This is a genomic window from Pseudomonas saliphila (assembly GCF_008638345.1).
In the GTDB taxonomy this organism is placed as follows: Bacteria; Pseudomonadota; Gammaproteobacteria; order Pseudomonadales; family Pseudomonadaceae; genus Halopseudomonas; species Halopseudomonas saliphila.
Window position 1 is genome coordinate 25,809 of the sequence record NZ_VTVA01000020.1, and the last position, 12,408, is coordinate 38,216.

15 protein-coding genes are annotated in these 12,408 nt (G+C 60.2%); 12 read left to right on the forward strand and 3 right to left on the reverse strand.

What is annotated here, in order from left to right:
• Positions 1 to 18: 18 nt before the first annotated feature.
• Both FHK95_RS17420 and FHK95_RS17425 read left to right on the forward strand, forming a co-directional pair.
• Complete coding sequence (locus tag FHK95_RS17420; protein WP_150305916.1) at positions 19 to 498, forward strand: chemotaxis protein CheW; 480 nt, start codon at positions 19 to 21, stop codon at positions 496 to 498.
• Positions 474 to 911 carry a DUF2802 domain-containing protein gene (locus FHK95_RS17425; RefSeq protein ID WP_235906821.1) on the forward strand — a complete coding sequence of 146 codons (438 nt, stop codon included), beginning with the start codon at positions 474 to 476 and terminating at the stop codon, positions 909 to 911. The genes FHK95_RS17420 and FHK95_RS17425 overlap by 25 nt, the downstream gene beginning before the upstream one ends.
• Before the next feature lie 31 nt (positions 912 to 942).
• On the opposite strand, the gene FHK95_RS17430 is transcribed toward FHK95_RS17425, so the two are convergent.
• Both FHK95_RS17430 and fliK read right to left on the reverse strand, forming a co-directional pair.
• On the reverse strand, positions 943 to 1,233 hold the full coding sequence (locus FHK95_RS17430; protein WP_150305917.1) for an EscU/YscU/HrcU family type III secretion system export apparatus switch protein: 291 nt from the start codon (positions 1,231 to 1,233) through the stop codon (positions 943 to 945).
• On the reverse strand, positions 1,233 to 2,867 hold the full coding sequence (fliK, locus tag FHK95_RS17435) for a flagellar hook-length control protein FliK (protein WP_150305918.1): 1,635 nt from the start codon (positions 2,865 to 2,867) through the stop codon (positions 1,233 to 1,235). Before fliK ends, FHK95_RS17430 begins: the two co-directional genes overlap by 1 nt.
• A 129-nt stretch (positions 2,868 to 2,996) precedes the next feature.
• Between fliK and ccmA the strand changes: the two genes are divergently transcribed.
• The 10 genes from ccmA to FHK95_RS17485 all read left to right on the forward strand — a co-directional run bounded on the left by ccmA (position 2,997) and on the right by FHK95_RS17485 (position 10,650).
• Positions 2,997 to 3,677, forward strand: coding sequence for a cytochrome c biogenesis heme-transporting ATPase CcmA (gene ccmA, locus FHK95_RS17440; RefSeq protein WP_150305919.1), 681 nt, complete (start codon positions 2,997 to 2,999; stop codon positions 3,675 to 3,677).
• Positions 3,677 to 4,348 (forward strand): heme exporter protein CcmB, encoded by a 672-nt coding sequence (gene ccmB / locus FHK95_RS17445; protein WP_150305920.1) that lies wholly within the window; start codon positions 3,677 to 3,679, stop codon positions 4,346 to 4,348. Before ccmA ends, ccmB begins: the two co-directional genes overlap by 1 nt.
• 19 nt (positions 4,349 to 4,367) lie before the next feature.
• Positions 4,368 to 5,111 carry a heme ABC transporter permease gene (locus FHK95_RS17450; protein WP_150305921.1) on the forward strand — a complete coding sequence of 248 codons (744 nt, stop codon included), beginning with the start codon at positions 4,368 to 4,370 and terminating at the stop codon, positions 5,109 to 5,111.
• Complete coding sequence (ccmD, locus tag FHK95_RS17455) at positions 5,108 to 5,275, forward strand: heme exporter protein CcmD (RefSeq protein ID WP_408003644.1); 168 nt, start codon at positions 5,108 to 5,110, stop codon at positions 5,273 to 5,275. Before FHK95_RS17450 ends, ccmD begins: the two co-directional genes overlap by 4 nt.
• On the forward strand, positions 5,275 to 5,745 hold the full coding sequence (ccmE, locus tag FHK95_RS17460; protein ID WP_150305922.1) for a cytochrome c maturation protein CcmE: 471 nt from the start codon (positions 5,275 to 5,277) through the stop codon (positions 5,743 to 5,745). The genes ccmD and ccmE overlap by 1 nt, the downstream gene beginning before the upstream one ends.
• Positions 5,742 to 7,715, forward strand: a complete 1,974-nt coding sequence (locus tag FHK95_RS17465) for a heme lyase CcmF/NrfE family subunit (protein WP_150305923.1) — start codon at positions 5,742 to 5,744, stop codon at positions 7,713 to 7,715. Before ccmE ends, FHK95_RS17465 begins: the two co-directional genes overlap by 4 nt.
• Positions 7,715 to 8,302: a DsbE family thiol:disulfide interchange protein gene (locus tag FHK95_RS17470; protein ID WP_150305924.1), complete on the forward strand. Its 588-nt coding sequence runs from the start codon at positions 7,715 to 7,717 to the stop codon at positions 8,300 to 8,302. Before FHK95_RS17465 ends, FHK95_RS17470 begins: the two co-directional genes overlap by 1 nt.
• The gene (locus tag FHK95_RS17475) at positions 8,302 to 8,778 is read left to right on the forward strand and encodes a cytochrome c-type biogenesis protein (RefSeq protein WP_150305951.1); all 477 of its coding nucleotides are present in this window, start codon (positions 8,302 to 8,304) and stop codon (positions 8,776 to 8,778) included. Before FHK95_RS17470 ends, FHK95_RS17475 begins: the two co-directional genes overlap by 1 nt.
• Positions 8,771 to 9,985 (forward strand): c-type cytochrome biogenesis protein CcmI, encoded by a 1,215-nt coding sequence (gene ccmI, locus FHK95_RS17480; protein ID WP_150305925.1) that lies wholly within the window; start codon positions 8,771 to 8,773, stop codon positions 9,983 to 9,985. The genes FHK95_RS17475 and ccmI overlap by 8 nt, the downstream gene beginning before the upstream one ends.
• 221 nt (positions 9,986 to 10,206) lie before the next feature.
• Positions 10,207 to 10,650 carry an REP-associated tyrosine transposase gene (locus tag FHK95_RS17485; RefSeq protein WP_150305926.1) on the forward strand — a complete coding sequence of 148 codons (444 nt, stop codon included), beginning with the start codon at positions 10,207 to 10,209 and terminating at the stop codon, positions 10,648 to 10,650.
• Positions 10,651 to 10,944: 294 nt separating this feature from the next.
• Here FHK95_RS17485 and FHK95_RS17490 read toward each other — a convergent pair whose 3' ends face one another.
• Positions 10,945 to 12,408, reverse strand: a complete 1,464-nt coding sequence (locus FHK95_RS17490; protein WP_150305927.1) for an SLC13 family permease — start codon at positions 12,406 to 12,408, stop codon at positions 10,945 to 10,947.

Below are 12,408 nucleotides of genomic sequence, written 5' to 3' on the forward strand. Positions count from 1 at the left end.
TAGATCGGGAAATGACAGATGAATAACCACACCGCACAAAGCGCCGAAGATCCGATCCTGCAGTGGGTGACTTTCCACCTGGACAGCGAGACCTATGGCATCAATGTCATGCAGGTTCAGGAAGTACTGCGTTACACCGAGATCGCGCCGGTGCCAGGCGCGCCTTCCTATGTGCTGGGCATCATCAACCTGCGCGGCAACGTCGTCACGGTGATCGATACGCGTCAGCGCTTTGGGCTGAGCCCGTCGCCGATCACCGACGCGACCCGCGTAGTGATCATCGAGGCAGACAAACAGGTGCTAGGTATCCTCGTCGATAGCGTTGCCGAAGTGGTGTACCTGAAGCAATCAGAGATCGAGACGGCGCCCAATGTGGGTACCGACGAGTCTGCCAAGTTCATTCAGGGCGTGTGCAACAAGAATGACGAGCTACTGATCCTGGTCGATCTGGAAAAGATGATGACCGAGGATGAGTGGGCCGAGTTGCAGGGCTTTTGATCGAGATGGCTGAATCAGGGCTGGTATTACTGCTGGGGTTGGGTCTGGGGCTGGTTATTGCCGCCCTGGCTGCCCTGGCTGTGGGGTATCGCCGCCTGGCAACGCGTCTTGATGAGCAGGACGCCGCGCAGCGTCTGCGGATCGAGCAGCTGCTCAAGGACATCAGCGGCTACCAGCAGGGCACCATTGGCATGGGCGAGGAGCTGGTTGCGTTACGTGATCAACTCCAGCGCATCGACGATAAACAGCAGCGCTTCGAGCAGCATGACCCGCAGTCCATGCCTTACAACCAGGCCGCGCGGCTGGTGGGTCTGGGCGCAAGCATCGAGGACGTCACCCAGTCCTGTGGCCTGTCAAAGGCTGAGGCCGAACTGGTGGCGCGGTTGCATGCCGCGCGGCAGGACAGATCCTGAGTCGATCCTGTCTGTCTGAATCCTCTACCCATCAGAAAAAATCATCCTCTGGCGGAGCAAAGCCTGCCGGTGCCTTGCCTTTAAGGAACCAGGCAAAGGCGATGATCTCGGCGATGGTACGGTAGAGCTCCTCGGGAATTTCATCACCGAGTTCCATGCGCGCCAGCATCTTCGCCAGATCAGCGTTCTCGTAGATCGGCACTTCGTATTCCATCGCCAGCTGTACGATCTGCTCGGCCAGATCACCTTCGCCCTTGGCTGTCAGGGTCGGGGTCTGCTCGCCGTCGTATACCAGCGCTATGGCCTGTTTAGGATCGGTCATCAGGTTATCTCATCCACCCAATTTTGCTGTACAGCCTGCCTCGGTGGCGGCGGCGTGCCCTGGTGCGAGCTTAACTCGCCTACCGACAGCCCCTTGGCCAGCAGGCGATCGCGCAGGTGATTCAGTTCGCTGTCGAGCAGGTTCAGCGTGCCTGGCCGTTCGGCCCAGAATTCACTGCTCACTCTGCCTTTATACAGGCGGGCAATTGCCTGCAGCGGACCCAGTGGGTCCAGATCAAACGCCAATCGTACTTCCCAGTGGGGTACCGGCTCGGCTGTCTTTTTCGACGGCGCCGCGTCGTCACGCTGGACACGCACCTGCACATGGTTGAACTGCTGGCCGTCACGCAGCGGAATCTCAAGCTGCCAGACCGTCTGGCTGCTGCCATCGGCAAAACTCTGGCTCTGGCCAAGGCTTTGCAACTGGTGGTGCTGTATCCGCGAGAGCAGGGCGGCGGTCAGACGCAACAGACTGCCGAGATCCGGCGTTTCGCTCATGTTCTGCAGAATGCGCGATGGCAGCGGGAACGCGCCGGGCCTGATACCCGGTATTTTCTGCCAGGGCCCAGGCGGCAACGCCAGTAAAGCGCGGCTTTCAGGTGGCAGTTGTTGCTGCAGCGTCAGTAGCAGATTGGTCAGTGACGCCTTGAGATCCGCACCAGGCAGCGGTTCGACGCCAGGCGGCGTCGCCAGCCCGGCGAGCAGTGCAAGCACCTTGCTCAAGGGGGGCAGTTGCACGGCTGGCGATTGCCCAGTCGGGAGCTCGCTGCCGCCCGGACGGGTTTTCAGGGCGTTGGCCAGCATCGCCAGATTGTTTTCCAGGAACAGGCCACTCTGTTTGACGGCCTGCGCCACACCCGCTTCGGTACTCAGTTGGGCGAAGGTGGTCACGTGCATCAATACCTGGCGCATGGACGGCTGCAAACGCTCCGGCGCTGCGCTGACGATGCGCTCCAGTTGGGCCATGAGCGGTTCAGCCGAGGCCTGACGCTGCAGGCTATCGCGCAGGCCCAGCGAGACAGCCAACTGCCGGAGCTGCTCGGTGGGAGCCGCTACCCGCAACTCGCCGGAGGCGCCAACGGTGGCCTGTAACAGCGTGCCGGGTTCCACCGGTTTGCTGCTGACCAGCGAGAGGGTTGACCCGCTGCCCGCGCCCTGTACGATGCGCGCAAGCAACGCAAATCGCTGCTGAACGCCGGTTTCGATGACCTGTTGCGTCAATACCCGGGCCTGCAGGCTGGTGTTGGGTGGAAACTGGCCAGGATCGAGGCGCGTGAGCGGGGTATTGAGCGCCGCGCTGGTTGCGGCGACTGCCTGCACCGATGCGATCATCCGGGTCTGATTCAGCGCTTGCACCAGCAGCTGGGTGCCACTGGGAACCTGCTCGCGGCTGCTGACCTTGAGTTCGGCGGGTGGCAAGCCATCGGACCGGGCGATGCGCAGTAATAACTCGAACTGGCCCGCGCGGGCGGTGCTGCTGATGACCTCGGCTTTGGCTGTGCCGCCGGCATCCAGGATCTGTGCGTCAATAGGCCGCAGCAGTTGCAGCGCAATACTCGCAGCAGCCGTTGGGCGGCTGGCAGGCCCGGAAGCAGGCGGGCTAGCGATGGAGGGCAGGCGGAAGTCAGATGTCATGGCGCCACAACTTGATATAAATCAGGGCCCTTCACCGAAGGGCTGTATGTATAATGGCCTCCCGATAAGAACTGGCCAGAATGCGCTGTTCAGGCGCACCAAGAGTATAGCGGCTGAACGCCTGCGAACATGAATCTGGCTGTATTATCCCGGCTGCGCCAACCTGGAGAGACAGTGAAATCACTGCCTATTGAAATACACGAGTTGACCTGTGAGCGCGACCAGCGGGAGCTGTTTTCCGACCTGTCCTTTGCGTTGCAGGCCGGTGACGTGTTGCAGGTGGCCGGTCCGAATGGCTCCGGCAAGACCAGCCTGTTACGGATTCTCGCAGGGCTGCTGCCAGCCGTCGCGGGCGATGTGCGTTATGGCGGCGCCTCTACCTTTGCGGGCAGAGGACGCGAGCAGTGGCGCAACAGTCGTCTGTTTATTGGGCATGCCCCGGCGATCAAAGCCAATCTCACCGCCGAGGAGAATCTCAGCTGGCTGTGCGCACTCAGTGAGCCGGTCGAGGGGCAGCGCATCAGCGATGCACTGGCGCAGGTCGGGTTACGTGGCTTCGAGGATGTCCCTTGCCACACCTTGTCGGCCGGGCAACAACGGCGCGTGGCACTTGCCAGGCTGTATCTCGAAGCGCACCCGGTATGGATACTCGATGAACCCTTCACCGCTATCGACAGGGCCGGCGTCGCGGCACTGGAGCAACATGTGCTGGCCCATGCGGAGCGAGGCGGCTTGGTAATCCTCACTACCCATCACAGCCTTGACCATATCGACAGTCTGCGCCGGCTTGATCTCGGGCAGGTTGCCTGATGCGCCAGATCGTCTGGCTATTATTCTGCCGCGAATGGCGCCTGGCCTGGCGCCGTCCGGGGGATCTGCTCAACCCGCTGGTGTTCTTCGCCATCGTTATCAGTCTGTTTCCGCTGGCCGTTGGACCTGAGCCGGGCATGCTGCGCACCATGGCCCCCGGGGTGATCTGGGTGGCGGCCTTGCTGGCCACCCTGTTGTCCCTGGACGGAATGTTTCGCAGCGACCACGAAGATGGCTCCCTTGAGCAGTGGGTGCTTTCGCCGCATCCCCTGGCGATGATGGTTCTGGTAAAAGTACTGCATCACTGGCTGGTGTCCGGGTTGGCAATGGTGCTGTTGGCGCCCTTGTTCGGCCTGATGCTGGCGCTGCCTGTATCGGTATTGCCGGTCCTGTGCCTGAGTCTGCTGCTGGGCACGCCAGTGCTGAGTTTGCTGGGCGCGGTGGGTGCGGCATTGACTGTCGGTCTCAAAGGCGGCGGGGTATTACTCGCGCTTTTGATTCTGCCCCTGTACATTCCGGTGCTTATTCTGGGTACCGGAGCGATCGAGGCCTCGTTACAGGGAATGCCGGTCGCAGGCTATGCCTTGTGGTTGGGTTGTCTGGCGGTGTTGTCTCTGAGTCTGGCGCCGGTGGCGATTGCTGCCGGATTGCGCATCGGGGTGAGCGAATGATTGATGGAATAGGTCAAGCATGAACTGGAGTTTCTTCCACAAACTGGGTTCGCCCAAGTGGTTCTTCGAGATCAGCGGACGCTGGTTGCCCTGGTTCACGGCGGCAGGCGTACTGCTGTTGCTGGTCGGTAGCGTGTGGGGGCTGTTCTTTGCTCCGCAGGATTACCAGCAGGGCAACAGCTTCCGTATCATTTATATACATGTGCCGGCGGCTTTCGTGGCGCAGTCGTGTTACATCATGCTCGCGGTGGCGGGCATCGTCGGACTCGTCTGGCGGATGAAGCTGGCGCATGTGGCGCTCAAGTGTGCTGCGCCCATCGGCGCCTGGATGACCTTCATTGCGCTGGTTACCGGGGCCATCTGGGGCAAGCCGACCTGGGGCACCTACTGGGTCTGGGATGCGCGCCTGACGTCCATGCTGATTCTGCTGTTTCTGTATTTCGGCATTATTGCGCTGGGGCAGGCGATCAGTAATCGCGAGACCTCGGCGAAGGCCACTGCCGTGTTGGCTATCGTTGGCGTGGTGAATATTCCAATCATCAAGTACTCAGTCGATTGGTGGAATACGTTGCACCAGCCAGCCACCTTCAAGATCACGGAGAAGCCGGCAATGCCGGTGGAAATGTGGTTGCCGCTGCTGCTGATGGTGCTGGGCTTTTATGCCCTGTTCACTGTCAGCTTGCTGATGCGCATGCGGGTCGAGATCCTGCGCCGCGAGAACCGCACGCGTTGGGCCCGCGAAGCAATGGAGAAGATGTTGTGAATGCTGTGTCTGAATTTCTCGCCATGGGCGGGCATGGAGCCTTTGTCTGGTCTTCCTATGCCATCACCCTGGTGGTCTTGTCGCTGAACGTGTTGCAGCCCTGGCTGGCACGTCGGCGTTTGGTAAATGAAGAGGCGCGTCGTCGGCGCCGGGAGATGACTTGATGCACCCGCAACGCAAGAAACGTCTGAGCCTTATCCTGCTGGCCCTGGTCGGGATCGGGATTGCAGTGGCCCTGGCTCTCAGCGCCCTGCAGCAGAACATCAATCTGTTCTACACACCGTCAGAAATCGCGACCGGCCATGCGCCGATCGATACGCGGATTCGGGCGGGTGGATTGGTGGTAGACGGCAGTCTGGAACGTTCACGTGACAGTCTGGACGTGCGCTTTAAGGTCGGCGATGGCGCTGAAGAAGTGCTGGTTGCCTTCAGCGGCATTCTTCCGGATCTGTTCCGTGAAGGGCAGGGCATAGTCGCCCTGGGCAAACTGGACGAAAATCGCATGCTGGTAGCCGATGAAGTGCTGGCCAAGCATGATGAAGAATACATGCCGCCGGAGGTTGCGCAGGCGATGGATAAGGTCAACCAGATGAAACTCGATGCCAGCTCAGCCGCTAGTCCGGAGGCCAAATGATTCCCGAACTGGGTCAGATTGCGCTGATCATTGCGCTGTTCCTGTCAGTGCTGCAGGCCACGGTCCCATTATATGGCGCCTGGCGCGGCGACAGCCTGGCGATGAGCTTCGCGCAGCCAGCGGCCATGGCGCAGGGATTGTTTGTACTGTTTGCCTTCCTCTGTCTGGTGCAATCCTTCCTGGCCAATGACTTCAGCGTGTCCTATGTGGCGCTCAACTCGAACTCCGCACTGCCCTGGTATTACCAGATAAGCGCGGTCTGGGGCGGACACGAGGGTTCGTTGCTGTTATGGGCGCTGATACTGTCTGCCTGGACCTTTGCCGTAGCGATCTTTTCACGCGATCTGCCCGAGGAGATGCTCGCTCGGGTCCTGGCCGTGATGGGGATGATCAGCGTCGGCTTCATGCTGTTCATGCTGATGACCTCTAATCCCTTCGACCGACAGTTGCCGTTTCATCCGGCCGATGGCAATGACCTGAACCCGCTGCTGCAGGATTTCGGTCTGATTGTGCATCCGCCCATGTTGTATATGGGTTATGTCGGCTTCTCCGTCGCCTTCGCCTTCGCCATTGCCGCCCTGCTCGGCGGTCGGCTTGATGCCGCCTGGGCGCGCTGGTCGCGGCCCTGGACCATTGTTGCCTGGGCCTTTCTCGGGCTGGGCATCATTCTTGGCTCGTGGTGGGCCTATTACGAGCTTGGCTGGGGTGGCTGGTGGTTCTGGGACCCGGTTGAAAACGCCTCCTTCATGCCCTGGCTGGTCGGCACGGCGCTGATCCACTCGCTGGCGGTTACCGAAAAACGCGGCGTGTTCAAGAGCTGGACGGTGTTGCTGGCTATTGCAGCGTTCTCGTTAAGTTTGCTGGGCACCTTCCTGGTCCGTTCCGGGGTGCTGACCTCGGTTCACGCCTTTGCCAACGATCCGGAGCGAGGTGTGTTTATCCTTGGTTTCCTGATGGTCGTGGTCGGCGGTTCGCTGGCACTGTATGCCTTGCGCGCCCCGTCGGTGAAAAGCCAGATCGGTTTTGCGCTCTGGTCGCGGGAAACCTTCCTGCTGGTTAATAACGTCATTCTGGTGGTCGCCGCGCTGATGATCTTGCTCGGCACACTGTATCCGCTGGTACTGGATGGCTTGACCGGCACCCTGGTATCGGTGGGACCTCCGTATTTTAACGCCTTGTTCCTGCCGTTGATGGCGCTGCTGATGCTCGCCATGGGCGTCGGCATGCTCAGCCGCTGGAAGGACACACCCTTAAAATGGCTGTTCGGGCAGCTGAAATGGGTGCTGGTATTCTCGGCAGTAGGCGCGATTGGTCTGGCCGTCTGGATTGGCGACCATCACTTGGCCGTCGGCAGCATGCTGTTCCTGGTGTTCTGGGTAGTCGGCGTGAGTATTCGCGACATATTGCACAAGACGCGCAACAAGGGTCTGGTCAAAGGCATGCGAGCACTGCCACGCAGCTTCTGGGGCATGACCGCAGCGCACATTGGCATGGCCGTTTGTGCGGTGGGCATCGTGGGAGCCAGTCTGTTCGACAGCCAGCGCGATCTGCGCATGGCGCCGGGCGATTCGCTGGAGCTGGGTGGTTATCGCTTCGTCTATCAGGGGGCGGCGCATCTGCAGGGGCCGAACTGGGAGTCTGACCAGGCAACCGTCGAGATATACAAGGGCGATCGCCAGATTACCGTTCTGCACCCTGAGAAGCGGCTGTATACCGTGCAAAATCAGCTGATGACCGAGGCCGCGATTGATCCGGGCTTTACCCGTGACCTGTTTGTCGCCATGGGGGAGCCGCTGGATGATGGCGCCTGGGCCATGCGTGTGCATATCAAACCCTTTGTGCGCTGGATCTGGCTGGGCGGGTTGATGATGACGTTTGGTGGCCTGTTGGCTGCGACCGACAAACGTTACCGCCTGCGCATCAAGCGCCGGGAAACCGAGCCGCAAGCCCTGGCACCGGAGACAGCGTGATGCGCAGACTTTATCTGATCATTCCATTGGTGCTGTTTCTCGGGCTGGTTGGCTTCTTCATGAACGCGCTGATGGACAAGAAGCGCGAGAACGAGGAGGCCGCCGCCCTAGGCATGCAGCCTTCGACTTCTCTTGTATTGCCCTCGGCCTTGATTGGCAAGCCGTTTCCGGCGTTCAGTCTGGCGACTGTCGAAGACCAGAGTCAGATGCTCACAAACGATGATCTTATCGGCAGGCCTGCCCTGGTCAACATATGGGCGACCTGGTGCGTAGCGTGCCGCGTCGAGCATCCGGTGCTTAACAAGCTGGCTGCGCAGGGCGTGGTGATCCACGGGGTTAATTACAAGGATGAAAATCCCTCTGCGCAGAAATGGCTGAAGGAGTTCCACGATCCCTATCAGCTGAATATCAGCGATGCGGAAGGGCGTCTTGGCCTTGATCTGGGTGTATACGGCGCGCCGGAAACTTTCCTCATCGATGCCGAAGGCGTGATCCGCTACAAATTCATTGGCGTTGTCGATGAACGGGTCTGGGAGCGCGAATTACAACCGCGTTATCAGGCTCTGGTAGACGGAGCCCAGCCATGATCAGGCATATCTGGATGTCACTGGTGCTGGCCTTGATGGTGGGTGTCAGCCAGGCGGCAGTGGATACCTTTGAGTTCGAAACCGAGGACCAGCGCAAGCGTTTCTACTCGCTCAGCGGTGAGCTGCGCTGCCCGAAGTGCCAAAACCAGAATATCGCCGATTCCGACGCGCCGGTGGCCACTGACCTGCGCCGCGAACTCTTCCGACTGCTCGATGAAGGGGAGAGTGACGAAGAGATCGTCGAGTTCATGGTCGCGCGCTATGGCGATTTTGTACGCTACAAACCTGCTCTGACCGTTCAGACCATTGTGCTCTGGTTCGGTCCTGCCCTGTTTTTGCTGATCGGTCTGGTCTCGCTGGCAGTCATGCTGCGCCGGCGCCAACGCGCCATGCGTGACACACACGCCGGGCACCTGACCGTTGACGAACAGCACCGCCTGCGAGCCCTGTTGGAGAAGAAGAATTCTGATGACTGATTTATGGATTTACGGCGCCCTGTTGCTGATTCTGGGTGTTGCAGCGGTACTTTGGCCAGTCTGGCGGCACCACCGCAGCGCAACAGTTGACCGCACCACCTTGAACGTCACCCTGTATGAAGAGCGCCTGGCTGAACTGAATGCTCAGGTTGCAGCCGGTGAAATTACGTCTGAACAGCGCGAGTCCACCGCGGAGGAAGCCAGTCGCCTGCTGCTGGAAGATACCGCCCAAGCTGATGGCCGGCGAACTGAAACGCGCCGGGGCAGCCCGCTATTGCTGTTTATTGCCGCCGGTTTGTTGCCGTTGGTCGTCTTCGGCCTGTACATGAGCTGGGGCAATCCGGCGGGTCTGGCGCTGTACCGCGAACTGCAGGAAAGTCCTGAGCCGGCCAGTCTCGAGCATATGATTGACCGCATGGAGCGCATCACTGAGGTCCAGCCTGATAATGGCGAAGCCTGGTTTATGCTTGGCCGTGGCTACATGTCGGCGCAGCAGCCAGGCCGTGCCATAGGTGCCTTCGAGAGCAGTCTCAAGCACATCGGCGAGCGGCCAGAAGTACTGTCACAACTGGCGCAGGCACGTTTCTTTGCGGCAGGTAACCAGCTGGATACCGAAGCCGCAGCGGCGCTGGATAAGGCACTGGAGCTGGATCCGGACGAGCCGACCGCATTAGGCTTGCTGGGGATTGCTGCCTTCGAAGCAGGCGAATACACCGGTGCCATCGGCTACTGGGAACGGCTTCTGGCCGGCATGCCAGCCGGCGGTGCTGGCGCGCAAGCCATTCAAGGTGGGATTGATCGCGCGCGTGAACGTTTGGGAATGGATTCGACTGAGGCAGCTGCGGAGCAACCTGAGGTCGACGAATCCGCCGTGATTCGGGTACGCCTTGAACTCAGCGATGAGGTCACTGCCGAGCTGGATGACGGCGCGGTGGTCTTCCTGTTCGCCCGCGACCCAGCCGGCCCGCCAATGCCTCTGGTAGCGCGCCGCTTCGCGCTCAACGAATTGCCGGCCGACGTGATATTGAGCTCCTCCGACGCCATGCTGCCCGACGTCAGGCTGAACACCGGCCAGACCCTGGAACTCATCGCCCGCGTGTCACCCGAAGGCGACGCCACGCAAGGCACCCATCAGGAGACCCTGGGTGGCGTTAAAGTAGGTGCTGAGGATCAAGTGTTGCTGCGGGTGGATACTGCGGTACAGTAAGGCTGCAACAAAGGCGTCCTGCGGACGCCGCCGTGGCGTCACCAGGCGCCCCGCCTACCGATTCCCTGTAATTGCGCATCGCTCCGTGGGAGGCCCGCCCTCGGGGCGATGGTGTTCGAAGAACACCTGGAACCTGACCGTTTCGCTTATTTAGCCTCAGATCACAGATCCATAGCTCTCCATGATGTTCAATTGCCCTGACCAAGAACCAGGGCGAGCGATTGAAGAATTCAAAAGGGCATTCCCGCGATCTACGCATAGGCCGGACTTCCGAGCCCGGACGCCTATACCTGATCACGGCTGTCACCTTGAACAGAGAGCCCGTCTTCGCAAAACTTGCGAACGCTCGAACATTGATTAACGTTTTTCGCGCAGAGTCCGAGCTGAAACAGGTTCGGACCTGGGCCTTCGTCGTCATGCCCGACCATTTCCATTGGATGGTACAACTGAATGACGAGGCTCTATCGCACGTAGTAGGCAGAGTTAAAGGGATTGCAGCGAGGCGGCTTGGCCGAGCGATCTGGCAGGATGGATTTCATGATCGAGCGCTGCGGCAGGAACATGATTTAAAGGCCATGGCGAGATACGTTGTTGCCAATCCGATACGGGCTGGGATTGTCGATTCTGTTGCAGATTATCCGCATTGGGATGCGGTGTGGTTGTGAACCGGGCGTCCTGCGGACGCATCGCGGCGACGGTTCGGCGCCCCGAGGCGCCCCTCCCACCAAGCCCAGTCCGACGCGCTTCCCGTAACAAGTGAACAAATTAAATAGCAGCATTCACCCGTGCGAGGCCCGCCCCCGGGGCGATGCTGGTCGCAAGACCAGCTAATCCAGCTTGCACCTACCTCGACGTTGTCGCACACGCTGACGCGACAAGGCGTTCCGTGTACGACAATCCCTACAAAACCAAAACCGCCGTCACAAGGACGGCGGTTGGGGCATGCTAGAGATTAACGATCAAACCCCAAACACAAAGCCCATCAGCAGATAACCAATCACCGTAACAATAGCCACACCCGCGAGATTGAGCGCAAAACCAGCGCGGATCATGTCGCTGATCTTGATGTGTCCGCTACCGAACACAATGGCATTCGGCGGTGTTGCGACCGGCATCATGAAGGCGCAGCTGGCGGCGATCGCGGCGGGCACGGCGAACAGGATGGGCGATACACCCTGACCCACTGCCAGGGCGCCGAGCAGCGGCAGGAAGGCTGCTGCGGTGGCGGTGTTGCTGGTCACTTCGGTGAGGAAGATGATCACCGTGGTGATCAGAATAACCATGGCGATGATCGGCAATACACTCATGATCGACATGCTTTCGGCAATCCACACCGCCAGCCCGGAGGAGGTAATGACCGACGCCAGTGCCAGGCCGCCGCCGAACAGCAGCAGTACGCCCCAGGGCATTTTCTGGGCGGTTTCCCAGTCCATCAGGAATACGCGACTCTTGGTATCGACGGGAATCAGGAACATCACGATCGCCGCGGCGATGGCGATCACGGTGTCGTTAAGCCAGGGAATCAGCGTCTCCGAGAGAACCGGCTGAAAGATCCAGGACAGGGCTGTGGCCAGGAACACAATCGCGACCAGTTTCTCACCCTTGCTCATGGGGCCCAGCTCTGCCAGATGCTCCCTGAGCAGCGTCGAGCTATTGGCTGATTCGCTGTCCAAACCGAAGTCCTTGCGGGTCAGCATCCACCACACGACCAACAGCATGGTGAAGGAAACGGGCACGCCAATCAGCATCCACTGCGCGAAGCCCACCTGGATGTCATGGGTCTCGGCCAGATAGGCTGCAAGCAGCGCGTTCGGCGGTGTACCGATCAAGGTGGCGATACCGCCGACACTGGCTGCATAGGCAATCGCCAGCAGCAGGTTCGAGGAGTAACGGCGGATTGGCTCGGAGCTTTCGTTGCCCATCATGCTGACCACGGACAGGCCGATCGGCAGCATCATGATGGTAGTGGCGGTGTTGCTCACCCACATGCTCAAAAATGCCGTGGCAATCATGAAGCCCGCTACCTGGCGCTTGGGCTGACTGCCCACGGCCAGCAGGGTGACCAGCGCGATGCGCTTGTGCAGGTTCCAGCGCTGCATGGCCAGCCCCAGCACGAAGCCGCCCATGAACAGAAAGATGATGGGGTTGGCATAGGGCGCCGTCGCCTGGGCGACGCTGCCCAGGCCCAGTGCCGGAATAAGGCAGATAGGCAGCAAGGACGTAGCGGGAATCGCGATTGCCTCAGTGGACCACCAGCTGGCCAACAGCAACATGAGTCCCAGCGCATGCCATGCCTCTATGCTCATCCCGGCGGGTGCTGGCAGCACCAGCGTCATGATCAGCAGCAATGGTCCGAGGAACAGGCCGATGATGCGCGTTAACGGAAGTCCCTGGTTCGGGGTTCCGTGGTGTGTTTCAGACAT